The organism is Bradyrhizobium sp. SZCCHNRI3043, assembly GCF_032377735.1.
Classification (GTDB): domain Bacteria; phylum Pseudomonadota; class Alphaproteobacteria; order Rhizobiales; family Xanthobacteraceae; genus Bradyrhizobium.
In genome coordinates this window covers 100,987-122,977 of sequence record NZ_JAUHID010000012.1, presented here as the reverse complement: position 1 = coordinate 122,977, position 21,991 = coordinate 100,987, and the positions used below count along the sequence as shown (strand labels likewise).

23 protein-coding genes are annotated in these 21,991 nt (G+C 66.2%); 2 read left to right on the top strand and 21 right to left on the bottom strand.

Annotated features, from left to right (window positions below):
• Window positions 1–7: 7 nt before the first annotated feature.
• The 3 genes from QX124_RS22380 to QX124_RS22370 all read right to left on the bottom strand — a co-directional run bounded on the left by QX124_RS22380 (window position 8) and on the right by QX124_RS22370 (window position 3,120).
• Entirely contained in the window at window positions 8–1,525 is a 1,518-nt protein-coding gene (locus tag QX124_RS22380) for a glycosyltransferase family 39 protein (RefSeq protein WP_315798291.1), read from the bottom strand.
• On the bottom strand, window positions 1,522–2,655 hold the full coding sequence (locus tag QX124_RS22375; protein ID WP_315798290.1) for a glycosyltransferase family 2 protein: 1,134 nt from the start codon (window positions 2,653–2,655) through the stop codon (window positions 1,522–1,524). The genes QX124_RS22380 and QX124_RS22375 overlap by 4 nt, the downstream gene beginning before the upstream one ends.
• 264 nt (window positions 2,656–2,919) lie before the next feature.
• Window positions 2,920–3,120 carry a hypothetical protein gene (locus tag QX124_RS22370; RefSeq protein ID WP_315737437.1) on the bottom strand — a complete coding sequence of 67 codons (201 nt, stop codon included), beginning with the start codon at window positions 3,118–3,120 and terminating at the stop codon, window positions 2,920–2,922.
• A 157-nt stretch (window positions 3,121–3,277) separates the two neighbouring features.
• Between QX124_RS22370 and QX124_RS22365 the strand changes: the two genes are divergently transcribed.
• Complete coding sequence (locus tag QX124_RS22365) at window positions 3,278–4,102, top strand: DUF72 domain-containing protein (protein ID WP_315737436.1); 825 nt, start codon at window positions 3,278–3,280, stop codon at window positions 4,100–4,102.
• Window positions 4,103–4,117: 15 nt separating this feature from the next.
• Window positions 4,118–4,579, top strand: coding sequence for a DUF488 domain-containing protein (locus QX124_RS22360; protein WP_315798289.1), 462 nt, complete (start codon window positions 4,118–4,120; stop codon window positions 4,577–4,579).
• Between the two features lie 4 nt (window positions 4,580–4,583).
• Here QX124_RS22360 and QX124_RS22355 read toward each other — a convergent pair whose 3' ends face one another.
• From QX124_RS22355 to QX124_RS22270, 18 genes are all read right to left on the bottom strand, one after another.
• On the bottom strand, window positions 4,584–6,269 hold the full coding sequence (locus QX124_RS22355) for a tannase/feruloyl esterase family alpha/beta hydrolase (protein ID WP_315798288.1): 1,686 nt from the start codon (window positions 6,267–6,269) through the stop codon (window positions 4,584–4,586).
• Between the two features lie 92 nt (window positions 6,270–6,361).
• Complete coding sequence (locus QX124_RS22350) at window positions 6,362–7,675, bottom strand: adenylate/guanylate cyclase domain-containing protein (RefSeq protein WP_315798287.1); 1,314 nt, start codon at window positions 7,673–7,675, stop codon at window positions 6,362–6,364.
• A 39-nt stretch (window positions 7,676–7,714) separates the two neighbouring features.
• On the bottom strand, window positions 7,715–8,872 hold the full coding sequence (locus tag QX124_RS22345) for an ABC transporter permease (protein ID WP_315759248.1): 1,158 nt from the start codon (window positions 8,870–8,872) through the stop codon (window positions 7,715–7,717).
• Entirely contained in the window at window positions 8,869–9,807 is a 939-nt protein-coding gene (locus QX124_RS22340; RefSeq protein ID WP_315776738.1) for an ABC transporter ATP-binding protein, read from the bottom strand. Before QX124_RS22340 ends, QX124_RS22345 begins: the two co-directional genes overlap by 4 nt.
• Complete coding sequence (locus QX124_RS22335) at window positions 9,804–10,595, bottom strand: efflux RND transporter periplasmic adaptor subunit (protein ID WP_315798286.1); 792 nt, start codon at window positions 10,593–10,595, stop codon at window positions 9,804–9,806. The genes QX124_RS22340 and QX124_RS22335 overlap by 4 nt, the downstream gene beginning before the upstream one ends.
• Entirely contained in the window at window positions 10,592–11,266 is a 675-nt protein-coding gene (locus tag QX124_RS22330) for a TetR/AcrR family transcriptional regulator (protein ID WP_315776740.1), read from the bottom strand. The genes QX124_RS22335 and QX124_RS22330 overlap by 4 nt, the downstream gene beginning before the upstream one ends.
• Window positions 11,267–11,386: 120 nt before the next feature.
• Window positions 11,387–12,667 carry an alpha-glucosidase/alpha-galactosidase gene (locus tag QX124_RS22325; RefSeq protein WP_315798285.1) on the bottom strand — a complete coding sequence of 427 codons (1,281 nt, stop codon included), beginning with the start codon at window positions 12,665–12,667 and terminating at the stop codon, window positions 11,387–11,389.
• A 97-nt stretch (window positions 12,668–12,764) separates the two neighbouring features.
• Window positions 12,765–13,790: an alcohol dehydrogenase AdhP gene (gene adhP, locus QX124_RS22320; RefSeq protein ID WP_315776742.1), complete on the bottom strand. Its 1,026-nt coding sequence runs from the start codon at window positions 13,788–13,790 to the stop codon at window positions 12,765–12,767.
• 122 nt (window positions 13,791–13,912) lie between these two features.
• Window positions 13,913–14,326 carry a DUF2000 family protein gene (locus QX124_RS22315; protein WP_315737426.1) on the bottom strand — a complete coding sequence of 138 codons (414 nt, stop codon included), beginning with the start codon at window positions 14,324–14,326 and terminating at the stop codon, window positions 13,913–13,915.
• A 125-nt stretch (window positions 14,327–14,451) separates the two neighbouring features.
• Complete coding sequence (locus QX124_RS22310) at window positions 14,452–14,856, bottom strand: DUF4189 domain-containing protein (RefSeq protein ID WP_315737425.1); 405 nt, start codon at window positions 14,854–14,856, stop codon at window positions 14,452–14,454.
• A 183-nt stretch (window positions 14,857–15,039) separates the two neighbouring features.
• Window positions 15,040–16,644, bottom strand: coding sequence for a molybdopterin-binding/glycosyltransferase family 2 protein (locus tag QX124_RS22305; RefSeq protein ID WP_315798284.1), 1,605 nt, complete (start codon window positions 16,642–16,644; stop codon window positions 15,040–15,042).
• Window positions 16,641–17,342 carry an XdhC family protein gene (locus QX124_RS22300; protein ID WP_315798283.1) on the bottom strand — a complete coding sequence of 234 codons (702 nt, stop codon included), beginning with the start codon at window positions 17,340–17,342 and terminating at the stop codon, window positions 16,641–16,643. Before QX124_RS22300 ends, QX124_RS22305 begins: the two co-directional genes overlap by 4 nt.
• Window positions 17,343–17,344: 2 nt before the next feature.
• Complete coding sequence (locus tag QX124_RS22295; RefSeq protein ID WP_315737422.1) at window positions 17,345–17,668, bottom strand: XdhC family protein; 324 nt, start codon at window positions 17,666–17,668, stop codon at window positions 17,345–17,347.
• Window positions 17,669–17,681: 13 nt separating this feature from the next.
• Window positions 17,682–18,887: a VWA domain-containing protein gene (locus QX124_RS22290; protein WP_315798282.1), complete on the bottom strand. Its 1,206-nt coding sequence runs from the start codon at window positions 18,885–18,887 to the stop codon at window positions 17,682–17,684.
• 171 nt (window positions 18,888–19,058) lie between these two features.
• Window positions 19,059–19,967, bottom strand: coding sequence for a MoxR family ATPase (locus QX124_RS22285; protein ID WP_315759239.1), 909 nt, complete (start codon window positions 19,965–19,967; stop codon window positions 19,059–19,061).
• A 31-nt stretch (window positions 19,968–19,998) separates the two neighbouring features.
• The gene (locus tag QX124_RS22280; protein WP_315798281.1) at window positions 19,999–20,856 is read right to left on the bottom strand and encodes a xanthine dehydrogenase family protein subunit M; all 858 of its coding nucleotides are present in this window, start codon (window positions 20,854–20,856) and stop codon (window positions 19,999–20,001) included.
• A gap of 48 nt (window positions 20,857–20,904) precedes the next feature.
• Window positions 20,905–21,390, bottom strand: a complete 486-nt coding sequence (locus QX124_RS22275; RefSeq protein ID WP_006612357.1) for a (2Fe-2S)-binding protein — start codon at window positions 21,388–21,390, stop codon at window positions 20,905–20,907.
• 131 nt (window positions 21,391–21,521) lie between these two features.
• Complete coding sequence (locus QX124_RS22270) at window positions 21,522–21,968, bottom strand: carbon monoxide dehydrogenase subunit G (RefSeq protein WP_315759237.1); 447 nt, start codon at window positions 21,966–21,968, stop codon at window positions 21,522–21,524.
• Window positions 21,969–21,991: the final 23 nt, after the last annotated feature.

The window sequence follows — 21,991 nt, the reverse complement described above, 5'->3', positions numbered from 1 at the left end:
GCGGGCGTCAGCGCTGCAGCTCCGGCGGCGGGGTGCGGTCGAGCACCTCCCGCTTGGGCTCGCTCAGCGCATAGAAGGCATAGGTCTCGATGGTCAAAGGTCCACGCCTGCGTTCGGCCTCGCCGATCTTCTCGACGCGGCCGAATGTATTGCTGACGTAGAACCGCGATGCGATCTGGACCTCGTCTACGAGCAGCTGCGTACCCGCGAGCTTGGCCGGATCCGGCTCCGGAAAATTGACCCAGCGGATGCGCTGGATCGGCTGCAGCACGCAGGTCCCGGGCGGAAGATAGAACGACAGCCAGGCGGTGGTGCCATAATCCATCGCCAGCACGCAGGAGGCGCCGGCGCGCACGCGCGCCGCCTCGATCTCGGCAGCCAGGGGGCGCCAGCCGACGCCGACGCTGCGGACGGTGGCATCGCGCCGATAACCGGACAGCAGGCCCGTGTTGGCCTGCACGATCAGCGCGACGAACATCACGACGCCGGCGGGCACGGCCCAGCGCAGGCAAAAGTCCGCCGTGCGCTGCTCGCGCGGGGACCAGGCGACAAGACGGGCCGCCGCAGCGGCAGCCACCACGAAGGCCGGATAGATCGGCGCGAACCAGTTGGCTTCGACGCGGGCATGCAGCGAATGCCACGCGAAATAGGCGACGATGACCCAGACCATGGCCTCAATCAGGACGCGGGCCGCCGCGTCCGCTGCCCTGCGCCGGGCCAACCCATAGAGGCCCATCACGCCGAGGATGAAGACCAGCGGCGTGGCGAAGGCGAACTGCGTCGGGATGATCTCGGCGATGTAGACGGGGCGGACCTCCTCGATCCTGGCGCGGCCGAGCTGCTTGATGAACGACACCCATTGGTGCTCGGCATTCCACAGGATCACCGGCGAGAACAGCGCGAATGCTACGAGGCCGCCGAGATAGGGCCAGGGCGAGGCCAGCCAATGGCGCAGCTTCGGCACGGCGACGAGCCAGATCAGGATCGCCGCGCCGAAGAACATCGCGGTGTATTTCGACAGCAGCGCCGCGCCGACGGCCGCGCCGACCGCGAGCCACCACATGCCCCTGCCCGTCTCCAGCAGCTTGGCACAGAAGAACAGCACGAAGCTCGAGGCCACCAGCAGCGGCGCGTCGGGGGTCACGATCAGCGTGCCGACCGCAGCCATCAAGGTGACGTTGAGCAGCAGCGCCGCAGTCGCCGCCACGCGCACGCTGCCGAACAGGATCTCGGCGGTGCGATAGACCGCATAGCTCATGGGCAGGCCGAGCAGGATCGAGACCAGGCGCACGCCGAGCACGCTGTCTCCGGCAATCAGCGTGCCCAGCCGGATCACGACCGCGACCATCGGCGGGTGGTCGTAGTAGCCGCCGGCGAGATGCTTCGACCACATCCAGTAATAGGCTTCGTCGAAGGTGATCGGCGTGACCGCAGCGGCGATCAGCCGGAGCACGACGAGGCCTGTGATGGTCAGCCAGACATTGCGGACCAGCCGGGCGTCGTCGGCGACGGCCGCAGTGGTCATCGCTTGCGCCAGACGAACAATCCGGAGATCGCGTAATTCCAGACCACGCCCATCAGCGCGCCGGCCGCGCCCGCCAGCCACCAGATCGGCTCCTGGTCATAGACCGAGAAGGCGACGCCGACATTGGCAAGCAGGCCGACCGAGCAGACCAGATAGAACGCGAGCAAGCCGCGCAGAATGGCAAAGCCCTTCAGCCGCTGGTCGCGATAGGTGAGGAAGTTGTTGAGGATGAAGTTCGAGGTCATCGCGATGAAGGCACCGAGCGCCTGCGCCTCCGCGAACGGCATGTCGAACGCATTGAGACCAAGAAAGAGCGTGGCCAGATGCACGACGAGGCCGGTGCCGCCGACCATGGCGAACAGCAGGAAGCGCAACGACACCACGTCGTTGGTCATCTTGGCCAGCACGAGGCCGAGGAAGTCGAGGGCGACCATCGAGTCGAGCTTGCTCTCGCCATGCAGGCGCGAGCCGAACGTATAGGGCACCTCGACGGTGCGCAGGCCGCCTTCCGCGCTCGCAATGATGTCGAGCAGGATCTTGAAGCCCTGCATCGACAGCTTCGGCGCGATCTGTTCGAAGCGGTCGCGGCGGATCATGAAGAAGCCGCTCATGGGGTCGTTGACCTCGACCTTGAGCGCGCGGCGCGCGATCTCGGTGGCGAAGGCGCTGGCCCCGGCCCGCTTGCTGTCGAAGCTCGCGGCGCTGCCGCCCGCGATGTAGCGACTGCCGACGACGAGCTCGGCGGCGCCACTCTGCAAGAGCGCCAGCATCTTCGGCAGCTGGGTCTCGTCGTGCTGCAGATCGGCGTCGATCACGGCGGCATAGGGCGCACTGGCGGCCAGGATGCCCTCGATGCAGGCACCAGACAGTCCGCGGCGGCCGATACGGCGGATGCAGCGGACGCGTTTGTCGCTACGCGACAATTCGCGCACCACCTGCCAGGTGCCGTCCGGGGAGTTGTCGTCGACGAACACGACCTCCCACGGCACGTCCTTGAACGCCGCCTCCAGCCGCCGGTACAGCGTGGTGACATTGTCGCGCTCGTTGAAGGTCGGGACGACCACCGAAACGATCGGAATATCAGCGGTTTGCGGCGGCGCGGGCATGGCCGGTCGGAGGACATCGTTCATGGTGCGGATGCGTATATCTGCCGCGTTCCACACTGCCAAGCGCAACGGCTGAAGGAGGGCCCAAAAAGGCCGGACTGTGGTGCCGGCTTGCATCGCTCCCAAGCGAGGGGCCCAAAATGCCAACGACCACAAACAAAGGGTGCGCGTACATCCGGCGCAACCGCTCTGCCGTGGTCGTCTCGGTGCCGGAGCCGTTACAGCTCGACGTCACCGTCCCGACCAAGATGGGGCGCCTCGGCTGGATTGCAAGGGGCCCCGGCCGGCCTAGTTCGGAACCTCACGGACCACGGGTCCGCGCACGGCCGGAGCCACCGGAACCGTCTGCACCGGGGTTGGCGGCACCTCGACCTTGGCCGGCTGCATCTGACGGGCCATCGGCCCGACGGGAACATAGTAGAAGGCTGCCGCAAGCACGGCAGCGGCGACGATCGCCCCCAGCAGGCCGCCGACCGATTCCGCTCTCATTGCCATATCTCCCCTTCCCGGCCCGTGCCCTGGATACACGAGGCTCCGGAGCACGGGAAGAGCGACGGCGCAACAGCGCCGAACTGGTCAGAACCGGCCCGGTTGACTATCGTCTCCCTACCGCAACACCCTCACCAATCAGCATCGGAATCGATCCGTGAGCAAAGCCCCTGCACGCGCCTCGCAATCCAAGAGCCACATCTACATCGGTATCGGCGGCTGGACCTTCGCGCCCTGGCGGGGCGTGTTCTATCCGGACAAGCTGCCGCAGTCGAAGGAGCTCGAATACGCCGCCTCGAAGCTGACCTCGATCGAGATCAACGGCACCTATTATGGCTCGCAGAAGCCGGAGAGCTTCCGCAAGTGGGCACGCGAGGTGCCGGACGGCTTCATCTTCTCGCTGAAGGGGCCGCGCTTCGCCACCAATCGCCGCGTGCTCGCCGAGGCCGGCGATTCCGTGAAGCGCTTCTACGACACCGGCGTGCTCGAGCTCGGCGACCGACTCGGCCCGGTGCTGTGGCAGTTCGCGCCAACCAAGAAGTTCGACGAGGCCGATTTCGGCAAGTTCCTCGAGCTGTTGCCGCGCGAGCTCGACGGCCGCAAGCTGCGCCACGTCGTCGAGGTCCGCCATGATAGTTTCTGCGTACCCGGCTTCGTCGCGCTGCTGCGCGAGTTTGCAACGCCGGTCGTGTTCGCCGAGCACGGCAAATATCCGGCGATCGCCGATGTCGTGGGTGACTTCGTCTACGCCCGGCTGCAGAAGGGCAATGACGAGCTTGCGACCTGCTATCCGCCGAAGCAGCTCGACGCCTGGGCGAAGCGATTGCAACTGTGGGCCGGCGGCGGCGAACCGGACGACCTGCCACGGGTTGACGACAAGCCGGCGAAGAAGACGCCGCGCGACGTATTCGCCTATGTCATCCACGAGGGCAAGGTGCGCGCGCCGGCTGGCGCGATGGAGCTCATCGAGCGCGTGAGTTGACGCAGGAGGCGCATGATGGCCAAGAGCAAGACCCTGTTCACCATCGGCTATGAGCACACGCCGGCCAAGGCCGTGCTCGATGAGTTGCAGGCCGCCGGCGTCAAGCTGCTGGTCGATGTGCGCGCGGTGGCGGCCTCGCGCCGGCCGGGCTTCTCCAAGAGCCAGCTCGCGGCCGGGCTCGACGAGCGCGGCATCGGCTATGTGCATCTGCGCGGGCTCGGCACGCCGAAGGAGGGCCGCGAGGCCGCCCGCAGCGGCCATTACGGCACGCTGCACAAGATCTACAGCGCGCATCTGAAGACGCCGCAGGCGAAGGAGCAGATGGACGAGCTGGCCTCGCTGGTGAAGAGCGCCGGTCCCGTCTGCCTGCTCTGCTACGAGCGCGACCACGCCCATTGCCACCGGCAATGGATCGCCGAGATCATCGAGGACCGCGATCAGGTCAAGGTGAAGAACCTGGTCGCGCCTCAGGTGTGAGTCGCTACTCCGCGGCGCAGGTGAACGACGACGCCTGTTCGATGTCCCCGCCGACGTATTTGGCGAATTTTGGCCACGGGCACAGCGGCCGCGTTCGCTGCGGGCTCCATGTCGATGGGAGCTCCTTGTTGGCCGCATCGACCGAGGCCGTGATCGCCTCCGGCGCCTTGCCCTTTTCGACCCAGTCCATCAGCGCGCCCAACGCATCGAACTTCTCCAAGGTGACGCCGCCGCCGCAATGGGTCTCGCCGGGCAGCGCAAACAGCCGCGCGAACGTATCGGCCTTGCCCTGCACATTGGCATTGAGCTTCTCGTACCAGCGGACGGTGTCGTTGATCGAGAACACCGGATCGGCCTGGCCGTGATAGATCAGCATCTTGCGGGCGCCGCCCTGGAACGCCGGCAGGGTCGGATTGTCGACCGCGGGCGGGGCCATGAAGTCCATCGCAGACTCGGTAAATGGACCTTCCTTGGCGTAGATCTTCGGTGCGTCCTTGTCGAAATCATAAGTCTGCAGCTTCTCGACCAGCTTATCGGGCGAGCCCTCGATCTCGACCGGCGGCGTCGAGAAGATGTAGTTGAGCGAGGCGCCGCCCATGGTGGCAATGATCGGAAGGTTGTTCCACGGCGCCACCGGGCTCTCGACCTTCCAGGCGCGCCAGTTGCCGGTGCCGACGCCACCATCCACCGGCCAGTCGGAATACAGCGGCTCGCCCTTCGAATTGTGCGGGCCCGCGAAGACTTTCTTCAAAGCATCGACCTTGGCGGCCGGCAGGCAGGCCTCGGTCGCACCAGCGGCGCAGCGGAGGCTGTCGAAATTGAACGCTTTCTGGCACGCCTTCAGGTTCGCCGTCAGCCCATCCTTGGCGCCGTCGAGCTCGTCGCAGACCTCCGTGATCTTGGAAGCGATCAGCTTGGCATCCTCCCGCGTGATCGACTTGCGGATGTCGACGTCGGCCTTGGTCAGCGCCTGCACGTCCCAGGCGTGCTGCACGGCAGCGCGCGGCAGGTTGAAGCCGGGATTGCCGACCAGGAAGCCGTCATACTGCTCGGGCATGCGCTCGGCGGCCACCATGGTGTGGCGGCCGCCATTGGAACAGCCGGCGATGTAGGAATAGTCCGGCTTCCTGCCGTAATGCGCCGAGATGATCGCCTTCGCGATCGGCGCCAGCGTGATGTCGGCCGAATAGCCGTAGTCGCGGCGCGCCTGCGGATCGAGCCCGAAAGCTGAGCCGGACGCAAGCCCGCGCGGCTTGTTGGCGGGATCGTTACCGGAGTGGCCGCTGTCCGACGACAGCACGGCAAAGCCGCGGGCGAGCGGCGTCATACCGCCACCGACGAGACCGTCGGCCTTGTCGCCGAGCGCCGGCACCACGACGCCATCATTGCCGCCATTGACCTGATGCAGGAGGCGGCCGTTCCACGTCTCCGGCAGCCGCATCTCGAACTGGATCGCATACGCATGGCCGTCGACGCCGGTGCGCTCATTGACCTTGCCGGACAGAATGCAATGCCGCGGCAGCCCGTCGGCGGCCTCCTGCAGCTTCGATCCCGTCAAGGTCAGCCCGGGGACCTTCAGCACCTCGGCCGTCACCTTGCTGCAGGCAACATCCTCAGCCCGCACCGCCTCCAGGCCGGCTGCGCACACGATGCCTGCTGCGGCCAAAAACGACGCCCCGGTTCGGATCATGCGTTCCCCCTGATCATGCTTTTCGTTGAGGGCAGTTAAACGCGAAGACCATCCAATGTAAATCTCAGACGTCGGGCGACGGGTCGCCTGCGTCAGTGCAATTGCCAGATCTCGAACGGCCGGTCGTAGCCGCGCACCGACACCGCGCCGTGGAAGACGGCGTCGCGCGCCCCCTCGCCGGCCGCCTGCCGCACCTCGCTCGAGATCAGGAGCTGCGAATCGAACTCCTTGTTCAGCGCCTCGAGCCGCGAGGCGAAGTTCACGGTGTCACCGATGACGGTGTACTCTTTGCGCCGCGGCGAGCCGATGCTGCCGGCGACCACCTCGCCGAGATGAAGACCGATCCCGATCCGCAGCGGCCAAGACGACATCGCGTTGACACGCTCCATCGCGGCCACCATCTCGCGCGCAGCCACGACCGCCTGCACGGCGGCATCGCGCGACTCGAACGGCGCGCCGAACAGCGCCAGGAAGCCATCGCCGAGGAACTTGTTCACGATGCCGCCATGGCGCTCGAGTATCTCGACCAGCACCGCGAACGCGCCATCGAGGCGATCGACAACCTGCTGCGGCGTCTTCGACCGCGCCGCCGCGGTGAAGCCGCGGAAATCGACAAACATCACCGCGACCTCACGGATGTCGCGCGCCTCCGCCGTCCCCTCCTTCATGAGGCGCTCGACGACCTGGGGCGAGACGTGCTGGCCGAACAGATCGGTGACCCGGTCGCGCGCCGACGCGGCCTCGATGCTCGCCGCGAACTGGCGTCGCAGCTGCACGCTGACGGCACCGGCGAGCATCCCGCACAACAGGATGATGAAGCTGCGCTCACCGTGATAGTAGATCTCCGGATTCTGGCTCGCATCCATCGAAGGCCGATCGATCAGTGCCACCGCCAACAACTCCACCGCGGCGACGAGGCCGGTGAAGCTCGACAGCCAGAAATCGAGACGAAGCGTCGAGAGAACGATGAAGATGAAATAGACCAGCGGCACGCCGAAGCCCAGCGCCTTGTCGTGGCCGATGCCCTCGATCTGCAGGATGAGGACGAACGTTGGCAGCGAGGTCTCGACCAGGGCGCTGACATAGCGCCAGATCACCGGCACGTCCCGGCCGTGGCGGATGTCCGCCTTGATCCTGAACAGGATGAGAGTCTCGAAGCTGATGAATGCGACGATGATCGCGTAGACGTAGAGGACCCCGATCCGGCTCGGCCAGATCCACTCCGAGATCCTGGGCTCGAAGATTTCGACCAGCACCGATATCACGAGAAACAGAGCCGCAGTGGCGATCAGCGCCCTCACGCGCAGCAGCTCGGTGTTCAACGTCTGACGCATCAGCGCCTGGTCGAACTCGGCCGGCGCTCCCGCCGGCGCTTCGTTCGCCTGTCCTCCTCCCACGATCTGCATCTTGCCTCAGCCGTTCCTGCTCCCGGCCGCCATTGTGCCTCAATCGAGGGTCCGGCGGAAGCGCAGGACGGCGACCGTCATCGCGAACAGCATGAGGCCGAACAGGGCGATCGTATCATGCTGCAGGTTCTGGAGCGTCGAGCCCTTCAGCATGATGGCGCGGACGATGCGCAGATAGTGCGTCAGCGGCAGGCATTCACCGAGCACTTGCGCCCATTGCGGCATGCCGAGGAAGGGAAACATGAATCCGGACAACAGGATGCTCGGCAGGAAGAACATCATCGAGAGCTGCATCGCCTGCAGCTGGTTCTGCGCCAGGGTCGAGAAGGTGTAGCCGATCGAGAGGTTGGTCGCGATGAACAGAGTCGACAGCAGCGCCAGCAGCAGCAGGTTGCCCATGATCGGAACCCCGAACAGCAGGACGCCGATGCCGATGATGATCGTCGCCTGCAGGAAGCCGACCATGACATAGGGGATGATCTTGCCGAGCATGACCTCGACCGGCTTGATCGGCATCGACAGCAGGCTCTCCATCGTGCCGCGCTCGATCTCGCGCGTCACCGAGAGCGCAGTGAAGATCAGCATGGTCATGGTCAGGATGGTGCCGACGAGGCCCGGCACGATGTTGAGCCGCGACGAGGCCGCCGGGTTGTAGCGCGCGTGGGCCCTGATCTCGAACGGCGTCGTGACGGGATTGCCGGTGTAGAGATCGTGCGCGAGCGCGGTCTGCACGATCATGCCGAGCGAGGACAGCGCCGATGACGCCGCGACCGGATCGGTCGCGTCGGCCGCAACGAGCAAGGCCGGCCGGTCGCCGCGGCGGACCGCGCGCTCGAAGCCGCGCGGGATCTCGACGCCGAACAGGACCTTGCCGGACAGCAGGAGATCGTCGAACTCGGCGACGCTGCTGACCTCCCGGGTGAAGCGGAAATACGCGGTGTTCTCCATCGCCTTCAGGATCGAGCGGCCGAGATCGCTGTCCTCCTGCAGCAGCACCGCCGCCGGCAGATGATGCGGCGTGGTGTTGATGGCGTAGCCGAACAGCATCAGCTGCATCACCGGGATCATCACGATCATCGCAAACGAGACCCGGTCGCGCTTGAGCTGGATGAACTCCTTGACCAGCATCGCGTAGGTGCGCCGCCAGAAGCCGAAGCGGGACTCGGGAGATGCCTGGTGGACGGCCGCGTCGCTCATTGGAAGTTGTCCCGTGAGCGGTTCATCAGGTCGATGAAGACGTCCTCGAGCGAGGGCTCGGCGGGCTGCCAATGCAGATCAGCCTTGTCGCGCCAGGACGCGATCGCGGCGTCCAGCGCGTTGCGGTCGCGGCCGGACACGTGCAGGCTGGTGCCGAACGGCGCCACCATGTCGACACCCGGCTTGCCGGTGAGATCAGCCGCGAGTTCGCGCAGATCATCGCCGCTCACCGTGTATGTGGTAAGCGCCGATTGCGCGATCACCTCGGAGACCGTGCCGTGCGCCAGCAGATGACCATAGGCGATGTAGGCGATCTCGTGGCAGCGCTCGGCCTCGTCCATGTAGTGGGTCGAGACGAGCACGGTCAGCCCTTCGCCGGCGAGCGCGTGGATCTCGTTCCAGAAATCGCGCCGCGCCTTGGGATCGACGCCGGCTGTAGGCTCGTCGAGCAGCAGCAATTGCGGGTTCGGCAGGGTGCAGGCCCCGAGCGCCAGCCGCTGCTTCCAGCCGCCCGACAACTCGCCGGCGAGCTGCCGCTCGCGGCCGGCAAGCCCGAGCCGCTGCACCATGTCGCGCGCGGCCTGGCGCGGATCGGGCATGCCGTAGAGGCGCGCGACGAATTCGAGGTTCTCCCGCACCGACAGGTCCTGATAGAGGCTGAAGCGCTGCGTCATGTAGCCGACCAGGCGCTTGATCTTGTCGGCATCGCGGCGGATGTCGAAGCCGAGGCAGGTGCCCTCGCCTCCGTCGGGTGTCAGCAGGCCGCACAGCATCCGGATGGTCGTGGTCTTGCCCGAGCCGTTCGGGCCGAGAAAGCCGTAGATCGAGCCGCGCTTCACTTGCATCGACAGATCATGCACGACCTCGCGGCCGTCGAAGGACTTGGTCAGTCCCTGGACGTCGATCGCGATCTCGGCGGGACCCGTTCCGTTCATTGCTTGTCCGCCACCGGGGTCTTCGGATCAGGCATCTTGGAACGCGGATAGATGCTGACCGGCTGGCCGACGCGCAGCGCATCCGGCCGCGACGGCCGCGCCTGGATCAAATAGACGAGCTTGTTGCGCTCATCGAGGCTGTAGATCACCGGCGGTGTGTACTCCGCCGAGGTCGCGAGGAAATAGACGCGTGCCGTCAGGTCATCAGCGCAATTGTCGCAGGTGACGCGGACCTCGTCACCGATGGCGAGTTTCGGCAGATCAGGCTCGGGCACGTAGAAGCGCAGCTTCATGTTGCCCGGCGGCATGATCGACAGCACCGGCCGTTGCGCCGCGACCATCTCGCCCTCGCGGAAGTAGATCTGCTGGATGGTGCCCGCGACCGGCGCCACGCCCTTGCGCCTTGCCAGCCGCGTCTGCGAGGTCACGAGATGGGCCTCGGCGACGCGCAGCGCCGAAACGGCGGAGTCGAGCGTCGCCTGCGTCCCCGCGCCCGTCTTGCTCAGGGCCGCGGCGCGGTCATAGGTCTGCTGCGCATTGGCCAGCGTCGCCTTGGTCTGGTTGAGATCGGCCTGTTGCAGATCGTCGTCGACCGAATAGAGCGGATCGCCGACCTTGACCACGTCACCCTCATGCACGTTCAGCTTCGTGATCCGGCCTGCTTCGTCCGGACTGACGAAGATCATGTCGGCCTCGACCCAGCCTTGATAGCCGGGATCGCGCGTCTCCTTGCAGCCGTTGAACGTGAAGGCCGTGACCAGCACGGCAAGGCAGTGCAGCAGGCTCATGTCGGCCTCCTCGCGCCAAAGATCAGATCGAGATGGGTCTGCAGCATCGCTTCGGCGTCGAGCGGCGCATGTCGCTCGAACAGGCTCTTCCAGAGCACCGCGACCATCATCGGCGCGATCATCAGTTGCGGGTGTTGCACCAGCTTGGGCTCGCGGATCTCACCGCTGACGATCCCGATCTGGATCAGGGCGCGCATGGCCGCGAGACCACGGGAAACGACCTCGCGGTAGTAGAAGTCGGCAATCGCGGGAAAACGGGGCCCCTCTGAAATGATGAGCCGCACGAGATCACCGCGCCGCGTGCCGGCGACCTCCTGGAGGAACATCCGCGCCAACCCCTCGACCATGTCGCGCACCGAGCCGCCGGCCGGCGGCGGCGCGGCAAGACGGCCGACGAAGGGCACGATCGCGGTCCGGATCAATTCCTCGAACATCGATTCCTTGTCCTTGAAATGCAGATAGATCGTGCCCTTGGCCACGCCGGCCCGCTTGGCGATGTCGTCCAGCCGGGTCGCCGCGAAACCGCGGGCAATGAACTCGTCCATCGCCGCTTGCACGATCGCCGCGCGGCGCTCGGCGGAGCGATCCGCCCGGCGCGACGTGGCAGCCCCCGCGTCCGCTGTCTTGACGGCCTGAACTCTGCGCTCGGACAATTTCGAAGGTTTCGACATCGAGCAATTATGACTGACTGGTCAGTCAATGTAAAGAGGCCTCGCAGAGGCCGGTCTCGGCCCGCGTCAGGAGGTCGTACCCGACAGCGCGCGGCCCCCGTCAGACGACGCCGGCCGCGATCACGCGCAGGATCTGATGTAAGGCCGATTGATCTCCCAGAGCTCGTCCACGATCTGGCGCGCAGCGGCGGCCGAGTTGACCACGGGATCGATGAGCAGCGCCTGCAGCGCGAGATCCTTGGAGGCAGTCATGGCCGCCTGCACCGCCAGCTGCTGGACCTGAACCTGGACCGACATCAGCTTGGCGACGGCATCTGGAAGCGGGCCCAGCGACACCGGATGGATACCGACGCGATCCGCGACAACGGGCACTTCGACGGCGGCCTCGGCAGCCAGGTTGGGAATGACGTGACGGTTCAGAACGACGCCGGATTCGATGACCTGCTTCCGATCGTGCAACACCGAGCCGATCACGGTGACCGCGCGCTCTCCGGAGGGCATTCGCCACCAGTCCGGCATGCCGGCCCTGCCCGCCAGGACCTCGTCGATCTGCCGGATCAGCTTGGCCCGCTCCGCCTCGTCCCACGCGAAGTCGTACCCGCTCTCGCCCGCTTCCCAGCCATAGGCGAGATACTCGCCGACATGGCTGTCGCCGCAGCCCAGCCAGAAGCCGAAGTCGCGCAACAGCGCCCGCGTCAGCGGCGCGACCTTGAGGTCGTGGCTCCCAGCCTTTTCGCGGAGCAGTGGATAGAGATCGGCCCCGGTGTCGCGATCCCGGATCTGCATGAGACATTGGAAATGGTTGAGCCCGACGCCCCACACGTCCACGCGCTCCTCGGCCAGTCCCAGAATGGAAGCCACCTGGCTGCGCGCGATGAAGATGCCGTGGCACAGGCCGATATGCGCGAGGCGGCTGTGAAGCCCCAGCGCGAGGATGATGCGGCTCTCGGGATTGGAGAAGTTGATGAGCAGCGCGTCCGGACAGCGCCGCTCCATCTCGCGCACGAAGTCGAATACGACCGGCAAGGTGCGGAGCGTGAAGAACAATGCGCCCGGCCCGCCATTCTCGCCCAGCGTGTGACGGATGCCGTATTTGCGCGGCACCTCGAAATCGAGCTTCCACAGGCGGTTGCGGTCGATCGCGGTGGCATGGATCACGAAGCCGGCGCCGTCGAGCGCCGCGCGCCAATCCGTGGTCGCCTCGATCTTGAGGCCGGCGCCGGAGAGGTCGTTGAGCAGCCGGGCCAGTGCTTCCGACCGGGCCAGCCGGGTCGGGTCGCGGCCGACCAGCACGAGCGTAGAACCCGCGAGATCATGCGTCGAAAACAGGTCCCGGAACACGCTGAGTCCAAAGGACGCGCTGCTCGCGCCGAGGAAGACGATCTTGGTGACGGCTGCCATGAGCAATTTGTGCCAGCGCCGCGCGTCCCCATTCCTGATCCAGATCAAACCGCCGCCCCAATGTTCGGCACGGCGGCGCGTCAATCGGTCTTGCTGATCAGCCGAAGTCGAGCACCACGCGACCGTCGATCTTGCCGGCCTTCATGCGGTCGAAGACGGTGTTGATCTCCGACAATGGCGCCGTGGTCACCTCGGCCGTCACCTTGCCGTCCGCGGCGAAGGCGATGGCCTCGTCGAGATCACGCCGGGTGCCGACGATCGAGCCGCGCACGGTGATACGCTTCAGCACGACATCGAAGATCGGCGTCGGGAATTCGCCCGGCGGCAAGCCGACCAGGCTGACCGTCCCCTTGCGGCGGACCATGTGCAGCGCTTGGGCGAAAGCCGACGTCGACACCGCGGTGACCAGCACGCCATGCGCGCCGCCGCCGGTGATTGCGATCACCCGCTCCACGGCATCCTTGTCGAGCGCGTTGACGGCGTGCTCGGCGCCGGCCTCCAGCGCGAGTTTCAGCTTGTCCTCGGCGATGTCGAGACCGATCGCCTTCAGCCCCATCGCCTTCGCATACTGGATTGCGACATGACCGAGGCCGCCGACGCCGGAGACCACCACCCACTCGCCCGGTCGCGTGTCGGTCTCCTTCAACCCTTTGTAGGTCGTGACGCCGGCGCAGAGGATCGGGGCGATCTTGGCGAAGTCCACATTGGCCGGCAGGCGCGCGGCGAACGCCGCGGATGCGATCACGTATTCCGCGAAGCCGCCGTTCACGCTATAGCCGGTGTTGTGCTGGTGCTCGCACAAGGTCTCCCACCCGGTCTCGCAATATTCGCAGCGCAGGCAGGCATCGTGCAGCCACGCCACGCCGACGGCATCGCCGACCTTGAAGTCGGTGACGCCGGGCCCGAGCGCGGCGACGATGCCGGCCGCCTCGTGACCGGGGATGAACGGCGGCACCGGCTTCACCGGCCAATCGCCGGAGGCGGCATGAAGGTCGGTGTGGCAGACGCCGCACGCCTTCACCCTGACCAGAAGCTCGCCCGGCCCCGGCGCAGGAATCGGAACGTCCTCGATGACCAGCGGCTTGCCAAAGGCTTTGACGACGGCGGCTTTCATGGTCTGCATCTGTCTGCTCCTCATGTCGCGGCGCAAACTAACGACGTCGGCGTATTCCGGTCTTGATCGGCATCAAGCCGCGCCGCTGCATGAAGTAACAGTTTGATGACAGCGCAATGTGCCCGTGGCTGTCAGGCGTGAAATTTGAGTCCGTCGACGACCTTGTCGACCAGCTTGCGCTCCGCGCGAAACGCCAATCCCACCAGATTGAGATCGGCGCGCGCCACCGCCTTCACGGCATCACGGTTGGCCTCGTCATGCGTGGTCTTGAACATGTCCTCGGTGTAGAGCGCCGGCTTCACGCTGCGCGACAGCGCGCGATCCAGAGCACGCGCCAACGCTGCACGATCCGGCGCGCCGTAGATCAGGATCGGCTGCCCGATCAACGCGTGATACAGGGTTGCCGAGCCGTCCTCATAAGGCGCGCCGATGCATTCGGGAAATGCAGCGGCGATGCCGCTGGAAAGAAACGCCGCGACGTTCAGCTTCTGCCAGGCTTCGAGATCGTTGCGAATGATCAGCGCGATCTTGGTGTCGAATTGCATGCCATTTCCAGAGTTCGATGTCATCGAACGCTCAGAATAGCCGAGCCGCTCTCGAGGTGAAGCATCGAAATGAAAGCGCGGACGAGCAACCCCGGCAGCCCATCCTCTGAGACATCAGGCTCAGATCAGCCCTTGGCGTCGCACACCCAGGCGCGGATGACACATTCCTTGCCGCCATATTTGTAGCATTCCCGGGTCGCCTCGTTGAGCGTGGTCGAGATCGTCGGCCGAACAGCATAGCCGTGGGCGCCGCAGGGATTGGTGAGATCGACCGCGAACGCGGCGCAGGCCTTCTTCATCGTCACCGCGGTGCAGTCGCCCTTGCACTGCTTGAGCGCCGCAGCCTTGGCGAGATGCTCCGCCGGATAGTCGAACGCCTGGCCATAGGCGGCGCACCGGCCAATGGCGAACGCGCCGGCTGCATGCGCCGGGCTGATGGCGCCGTAGCTCGCGATGCGCGCAACGCCGACGAGAACGGTCAATCCAAATGCAAACAGCGCGACACGGCGCGCAGCAGTCGAAGCGATCACTTTTTCCTCCCCCGAGGCCCAATGTCGGCAAATCTAGCCGGGGGTCGTTGAAACTTGGTGAATGGGAGGTTGAGGGCGGGCGAGGTCCGTAGCCCGCATGAGCGCAGCGATATGCGGGGGCGCTGCATCCGTGGAGAGAGACTGTCCCCGCATGTCGCATACGCTCATGCGGGCTACGCTGGCTCAGCCGCGCCGGGCGGCTTCCAGCGCCTGCGGCGTGTCGATGTCGAGGAAGGCGCTGTTGCCGTCGACCGGCACCTCGGCGACGGCCTCGGTATGCTTGGCGATCAGGTGCCGCGCGCCGACGTCACCGTCCAGCGTCATCAGCTCGGCGAAGAAGCGGCGTGACCACAGCACCGGGTTGCCGCGGCGTCCCTCGGACACGGGCACGACGATCAAATTGCCGCGATCGGGCGCGAACGCGCCGATCAGACGGTCGAGCAGATCCGAGGACACCATCGGCATGTCGCCCAGGCACACGACCGCGCCATCGACGCCGTCAGGCACCGCGGCGATGCCGGCCTTCACCGAGCTGGCAAGCCCACCGGCGAAGTCGGGATTGCGGACGAAGCGAACGTTCAAGTCGGACAGCGCCTGCTCGACCAGCTCGGCCTGATGACCGGTGACGACGATGACCTCACCGGCCTTGGAGGCCAGCGCCTGCTCGGTCACGATGCGCACCAGCTTCTTGCCGTCGAGCTCGGCCAGCAGCTTGTTCGGCCCTCCCATGCGGGTCGAGCGTCCCGCAGCCAGCACGACCGCGGCGACCTTGCGTTCGCCCTCGGCCTCCGGCTTGGCGCGCGGCTGCGGCCGTGTCACGATCTCCATGAGGAGTCCGCCCACGCCCATGGCCGTGAGCTCGGCGCGGGTGACCTTGATGCCGGCGAGCAGCCGCATCAGCACCCAGTCGAAACCGTTCTCCGCCGGCGAACGGGCGCAACCGGGGGCGCCGAGCACCGGCACGCCGGCGGCGCTACCGATCAAGAGCAGATTGCCGGGATCCACCGGCATGCCGAAATGCTCGATCGCACCGCCGATGCCTGTGATCGCGGCGGGAATGACGTCGCGGCGGTCGGCGATCGCGGACGCGCCGAACACGATGACGAGCTCGGCGCCCAGCGCCAACAGCTCCTTGATCGCAGCGGCCAGCGCGGCCTGCTCGTGCGGCACGCGGCGCTCCGCGATGATGGTGGCGCCGGCCGGCGCGAGCCGCTCTGCGGTGACGCGCAGCGTCTTGTCGATGACCTTGGGCGCGAGCCCAGGAAGAAGCGTCGAGACGACGCCGACGCGCTTGATCACATAGGAGGCGATGCTGAGCGCGCCCCTGCCCGCCGCAGCGACGGCGGCATCGCGCAGACGGCCTTCGACGCCGAACGGGATCAGCTTGACGGTGCCGACCATCTCGCCTTCGACCACCGGCTTGAAGGCCGGCAAGGTCGCAAAGGTGATGGCCTCGTCGACTCCGTTGATGCGCTCGACGGCGGCGCGGTCGATCATCAGCACGCCGGCCTGCGCCGCGAACAGATTGGCGCGTCCGGTGAAGGCGCGATCGACGTGAATGCCTTTGCCTGCGACGACCTTCGCGACGTCGGCAGCCGCCTCGTCCTCCGAGACATCGCCCGCCTCGAGCCGGACGACCACGATCTCCTTGACGCCCTCTCGGGCCAGCGCCTCGACCTCGGCGGGACCGATCAGCGTGCCCTTCTTCAGCACCAACGATCCCTTGCGCAGGGTGTGCACGGTCACCCCGCCGATCGCTTCAGTCGGACTGGCAGGACCGAACTTCATGCCGCCTGCTCTTTCTCCTTGGCCGGCAGCCGCAACGTGGCGGTGATCTCGGCCATGATCGAGACCGCGATCTCCGACGGCGACACCGCGCCGATGGCGAGCCCGATCGGCGCATGGATGCGGGCGATGTCGGCGTCGCTGGCGCCTTGGGCGCGCAGGCGGTCGCCGCGCTTGGCATGCGTCTTCCGTGAGCCGAGCGCGCCGATATAGAAGCAGTCGCGCGAGAACGCGTGCAACAGCGCCGGATCGTCGATCTTCGGATCATGCGTCAGCGCGACAAAGGCCGTGTAGTGATCGACGTTGAGCGGCGGCAGGGCCACGTCGGGCCATTCGGCGATCAGCGGCACGTCGGGGAAGCGCTCGGGGCTGGCGAAGGCCGTGCGCGGATCGACGACGGTGACGTCATAGCCGAGCGACTTGGCGATCGGTGCCAGCGCCTGGCTGATATGGACGGCGCCGATGATGACGAGCCGCGCCGTCGGCGCGTAGACGTTGAGGAACAACCGCTTGCCGCCCACCTCGACCATGCCGCTCTTGCCCATCCGCAGTTGCGTTGCGAGCTCGTTGCGCAAGGGATCGGCGGCGATGTCGGCGGCCTTGACCAGACGCTGCTCGCCGGAGGCGACGTCGGTGACGAGAATGGCCGCGCGGCGCGCGGCGCGTTCGGCATTGAGTTCGGCCAGCGTGGCGAGCTGCATGATCAGCCCACCTTCTCGACGAACACGCGGATGGTGCCGCCGCACGACAAGCCGACATTCCAGGCGGTCTCGTCGGCAACGCCGAACTCCAGCATCTTGGGCTGGCCGCTGGTGATCACGTCGAGCGCCTCGGTAACGACAGCGCCCTCGACGCAGCCGCCGGACACTGACCCCAGGAACGTGCCCTCGTCGTTGATCACGAGGTTGGACCCGACCGGGCGCGGCGCCGAGCCCCAGGTCTCGACCACGGTGGCGAGCGCGACGCCGTGGCCGGACTTGTGCCAGTCCTCGGCGGCCTTGAGGATGTCTTCGTCGCGGTTGAGCATGGAAATCTCCTTCTCAGGCGGCGGGCCGGATCGCGCTGCGCTGATGCGGCGGCAGCGGCGACGACAGCGCCGAGATCAGCGTCCCGATCGAGGTCAAGTTATGTACCGGGCGGAATTCGTCAACGTGGGGCAGCATGGTTTTGATGCCCTGCGCCTTCGCCTCGAAGCCGGAATAGCGCAGCAGCGGATTGAGCCAGATCAGCCGCCGGCAGGAGCGGTGCAACCGGTCCATCTCGAAGGCGAGCTTGCTGTCGGCCTCGCGCTCCAGCCCGTCGGAGATCAGGAGCACGATCGCGCCCTGCCCGAGCACGCGGCGCGCCCACTGCTTGTTGAAGGTCTGCAGCGAGGTCGCGATCCGCGTGCCGCCGGCCCAGTCCTCGACATTGGCCGAGCAGCTCGCCAGCGCCTCGTCGGGATCGCGCTGGCGCAGCGCCCGCGTCACGTTGGTCAGGCGGGTGCCGAACAGGAATACCGAGACGCGCTTGCGCGCATCGGTAATGGCATGCAGGAAATGCAAGAACAGGCGGGTGTACTCGCTCATCGAGCCGGAGATGTCGAGCAGCGCCACGATCGGTGCCGGCTTCTCAATTCTCCCCAGGCGATGGAAGTTGATGATCTCGCCTTCGGTGCGAAGCGCCTGGCGCAGCGTCTTGCGCATGTCGATGCGGTGGCCGCGCGGGTCCGCGGTGTGGCGGCGCGTTTTCAGCTCGGCCTGCGGCAGCCGCATCTTGGCGATGGCGCGTGCGACCTCGGCGATCTCCGCCGCGCTCATCTGCGCAAAGTCCTTCTTCTGCAGCACCTCGCGGTCGGACACCGCGAGCCGCAGGTCCTGCTCCTGCGCCTTCGGCTCCTCGTGCATCTGCGGCTGCGACATCGCCTCCTGCACCCGGCGCGAGGCCGGCGGCGGCTTCTTCTTGGCGTGGTCCGGCAGCGGCACCGAATCGAGCATCGACTTCCATTCCTCGGCGGGACGGAAGAACAGGTCGAAGGCCTGGGCGAAGATCAGCGCATGCTCGTGGCGCTTGACGAAGATCGATTCGAGCGTGGTGAAGACGTCCGCCCGCTTGCCGATGTCGATCACTTCGAGCGCGGTCATGGCATCGATGACAGCACCCGGACCGACCGGAAGACCGGCGGCGCGTAGCGCCCGCGCGAAGCCCGCGATGTTGTCGGCGATGCCGCCGGTCGGCGGCGCGAGGTGATTGATGGGCGCGGGCATCGGTCTATCCCCTCGTCATTCCGGGACGTGCCTCAAACTGAGTTCATCATTCCGGGGCAACCCAAAGGGCTGAGCCCGGAATCCATACTCACGGTCGTGGTTATGGATTCCGGGCCTGCGTGCTGCGCACGCATCCCGGAATGACGACCTTCGCTGTGACGCGACCGCGGCTCAAGTCTCGCTGGTCGCGTCCTTGATCGCCTTCTGCAACGCATCACCCTGCATGCGGGCGATGTCGTCCTGATACTTCAACAGAGCGCCCAGCGTGTCGCCGACGACCTCGGCATTCAGCGAACGCGCATCGAGCTCGGTCAACGCCGTGGCCCAGTCCAAGGTCTCGGCGACCCCTGGCGACTTGTAGAAGTCCTGGTCGCGCAGCGCCTGCACGAAGCGCACGATCTGCTGCGACAGCCGCTGCGAGATGCCGGGCAGCCGGGTCTTGACGATGGCGAGCTCGCGCTCGGCGGAGGGATAATCGACCCAGTGATACAGGCAGCGCCGCTTCAGCGCGTCATGGATCTCGCGGGTCCTGTTCGAGGTGATGATGACGATCGGCGGATGCGGCGCCTTGACGGTGCCGAACTCCGGGATCGTGACCTGGAAGTCGGAGAGTATCTCCAGCAGATAGGCTTCGAACGCCTCGTCCGCGCGGTCGAGCTCGTCAATGAGAAGAACCGGCGCGCCTGCGACATCCGGCTCCAGCGCCTGCAGCAGCGGGCGCTTGATCAGATAGCGGTCGGCGAAGATGTCCGACGTCAACTGATCGCGGTCGACCTCGCCGCCCGCTTCCGCCAGCCGGATCGCGATCATCTGCGCCGCTGAATTCCATTCGTAGACGGCGGAGGCGACGTCGAGACCCTCGTAGCACTGCAGCCGGATCAGCTTGCGGCCGAGCGCGGCCGACAAGACCTTGGCGATCTCGGTCTTGCCGACGCCGGCCTCGCCCTCGAGGAACAGCGGCCGGCCCATCCGCAGCGACAGATAGGTCACCGTCGCCAGCGATCGCTCGGCCAGATAGCCGCGCGAGGACAACAATTCGAGCATCGCGTCGACCGATGCTGGCAGGGCCGGAGAACTCATGGGCGAGACCGCTTCCTTCCTCACGCGTCCGTCACGAAGCCGGAGCCTCCGGTTCGGCGGCTCCCTCCGACGCGGTTGACGCCTTGGCGCCGGCATTGGCCGCATCCACCGCGCGGCGCGCCAGCACGCCGATCAGATGGGCGCGATATTCGGCGCTGCCGTGAATGTCGCTGTTGAGGCCTTCGGCCGAGACCGGAATTCCATCCAGCACCTTCGGCGAGAAACGCTTCTGCAGCGCTTCCTCGAAAGCAGTGACGCGAAACACGCCATTGCCGCCGGCGCCGGTCACGGCGACGCGCACGTCCGAGGGACGACGGGCGACGAACACGCCGACCAGCGCATAGCGCGAGGCCTGGTTGCGGAACTTCACGTAAGCGGCCTTCTTCGCCAGCGGAAAGCTCACCTTGGTGATGATCTCGTCCGGCTCCAGCGCGGTCGTGAACAGCCCGAGGAAGAACTCCTCGGCCTTCAGCTTGCGCTTGTTGGTGACGATGGTGGCGCCGAGCGCGAGGCATGCTGCCGGATAGTCCGCGGTCGGATCGTTGTTGGCAATCGAGCCGCCGATGGTGCCGCGATGGCGCACCGCGGGGTCGCCGATCAGGCTCGCCAGATGTGCGAGCGCCGGAATGGCCTCGCCGACCGTTGCGGAGTTGGCGACGTCGGCATGACGCGCCATCGCGCCGATCACCAGGTTGCGGCCTTTCACCTCGATCGTATCGAGCCCCTCGACATGGGAGAGATCGACCAGATGCGGCGGGCTCGCGAGCCGCTGCTTCATGACCGGCAGCAGCGTGTGGCCGCCGGCGACCAGCTTGGCGTCTTCGTTCTTGGTGAGGAGATTGGCGGCCTGGCGCACGGTCGCCGGCCGATGATATTTGAATTCGTACATGGGGAAATGTCCTGTGCGCAGCGGGCCGACTGGGGCGAGGTCAGACGTTTAGGCGAGGTCCGATTTGGCCATCGCCTTGGCGCCGGCGGCGATCGATTGCACGATGTTCTGATAGCCGGTGCAGCGGCAAAGATTGCCTTCCAGCTCCTCGCGGATGGTCTCTTCGCTGAGCTCATGTCCCTTGCGATGGACGAGATCGACCGCGGTCATGATCATGCCGGGCGTGCAGAAGCCGCATTGCAGGCCATGGTGCTCGCGAAACGCTTCCTGCATCGGATGCAGCGGCGCGCCGTCGGCGGCGAGCCCCTCGATCGTCCTGACCTCATGACCATCGGCCATCACGGCCAATGTCGTGCAGGACTTGACCGCCTTGCCATCGAGATGGACGACGCAGGCGCCGCATTGCGACGTGTCGCAGCCGACATGGGTGCCGGTGAGGCGCAGATTCTCGCGCAAGAACTGCACCAGCAGCGTCCGCGGGTCGACGTTCGCCGTGACGGGATTACCGTTCACAATCATGGAAATCTTGGCCATTCAGGACTCTCTATTATCCGCGCGACAGCGTTGCACTGCAGCGCAGCCCAGCAAAATCAGTCGAAAACCATCATATGGGCGCTCCCGGCGGCGGGCAACCTCGCCCCCGGCCGCGCATGGGTCGGTTGCGGTCAGCCTTGAACGGCCTTGGCGAAGTTGGCGAAGAATTCGTCGGCGAGTTTCTTGGCGGTGCCGTTGATCAGCCGCTGGCCGAGCTGCGCCAGCTTGCCGCCGATCTGTGCCTCGACATTGTAGGTCAACAGCGTGCCACCGTCCTTGTCCGCCAGCGCAACGACCGCACCGCCCTTGGCGAATCCTGCGACGCCGCCCTCACCTTCGCCGGAGATCTTGTAGCCGTTCGGCGGATCGAGATCGCTCAAGGTGACCTTGCCCTTGAAGCGCGCGGAGACCGGTCCGACCTTCATCTTGGCGACGGCACGGAAGCCACCATCCTCGGTCTTCTCCAGTTCCTCGCAGCCGGGAATGCAGGCCTTGAGCACCTCCGGATCATTCAGCTTGGCCCAGACCTGCTCTCGCGGAGCGGCCAGCTGGACCTCGCCCGTCATCGTCATTGCCATGTGCATCTCCCCCGATTGGCGCG

Excerpts from the sequence above, each read along its gene's own strand:
- QX124_RS22380 (WP_315798291.1), bottom strand. The coding sequence starts at position 1,525 with ATGACCACTGCGGCCGTCGCCGACGACGCCCGGCTGGTCCGCAATGTC.
- QX124_RS22375 (WP_315798290.1), bottom strand. The coding sequence starts at position 2,655 with ATGAACGATGTCCTCCGACCGGCCATGCCCGCGCCGCCGCAAACCGCT.
- QX124_RS22370 (WP_315737437.1), bottom strand. The coding sequence starts at position 3,120 with ATGAGAGCGGAATCGGTCGGCGGCCTGCTGGGGGCGATCGTCGCCGCT.
- QX124_RS22360 (WP_315798289.1), top strand. The coding sequence starts at position 4,118 with ATGGCCAAGAGCAAGACCCTGTTCACCATCGGCTATGAGCACACGCCG.
- QX124_RS22355 (WP_315798288.1), bottom strand. The coding sequence starts at position 6,269 with ATGATCCGAACCGGGGCGTCGTTTTTGGCCGCAGCAGGCATCGTGTGC.
- QX124_RS22350 (WP_315798287.1), bottom strand. The coding sequence starts at position 7,675 with ATGCAGATCGTGGGAGGAGGACAGGCGAACGAAGCGCCGGCGGGAGCG.
- QX124_RS22345 (WP_315759248.1), bottom strand. The coding sequence starts at position 8,872 with ATGAGCGACGCGGCCGTCCACCAGGCATCTCCCGAGTCCCGCTTCGGC.
- QX124_RS22340 (WP_315776738.1), bottom strand. The coding sequence starts at position 9,807 with ATGAACGGAACGGGTCCCGCCGAGATCGCGATCGACGTCCAGGGACTG.
- QX124_RS22335 (WP_315798286.1), bottom strand. The coding sequence starts at position 10,595 with ATGAGCCTGCTGCACTGCCTTGCCGTGCTGGTCACGGCCTTCACGTTC.
- QX124_RS22330 (WP_315776740.1), bottom strand. The coding sequence starts at position 11,266 with ATGTCGAAACCTTCGAAATTGTCCGAGCGCAGAGTTCAGGCCGTCAAG.
- QX124_RS22325 (WP_315798285.1), bottom strand. The coding sequence starts at position 12,667 with ATGGCAGCCGTCACCAAGATCGTCTTCCTCGGCGCGAGCAGCGCGTCC.
- adhP (WP_315776742.1), bottom strand. The coding sequence starts at position 13,790 with ATGCAGACCATGAAAGCCGCCGTCGTCAAAGCCTTTGGCAAGCCGCTG.
- QX124_RS22315 (WP_315737426.1), bottom strand. The coding sequence starts at position 14,326 with ATGCAATTCGACACCAAGATCGCGCTGATCATTCGCAACGATCTCGAA.
- QX124_RS22305 (WP_315798284.1), bottom strand. The coding sequence starts at position 16,644 with ATGAAGTTCGGTCCTGCCAGTCCGACTGAAGCGATCGGCGGGGTGACC.
- QX124_RS22300 (WP_315798283.1), bottom strand. The coding sequence starts at position 17,342 with ATGCAGCTCGCCACGCTGGCCGAACTCAATGCCGAACGCGCCGCGCGC.
- QX124_RS22295 (WP_315737422.1), bottom strand. The coding sequence starts at position 17,668 with ATGCTCAACCGCGACGAAGACATCCTCAAGGCCGCCGAGGACTGGCAC.
- QX124_RS22290 (WP_315798282.1), bottom strand. The coding sequence starts at position 18,887 with ATGCCCGCGCCCATCAATCACCTCGCGCCGCCGACCGGCGGCATCGCC.
- QX124_RS22285 (WP_315759239.1), bottom strand. The coding sequence starts at position 19,967 with ATGAGTTCTCCGGCCCTGCCAGCATCGGTCGACGCGATGCTCGAATTG.
- QX124_RS22280 (WP_315798281.1), bottom strand. The coding sequence starts at position 20,856 with ATGTACGAATTCAAATATCATCGGCCGGCGACCGTGCGCCAGGCCGCC.
- QX124_RS22275 (WP_006612357.1), bottom strand. The coding sequence starts at position 21,390 with ATGGCCAAGATTTCCATGATTGTGAACGGTAATCCCGTCACGGCGAAC.
- QX124_RS22270 (WP_315759237.1), bottom strand. The coding sequence starts at position 21,968 with ATGGCAATGACGATGACGGGCGAGGTCCAGCTGGCCGCTCCGCGAGAG.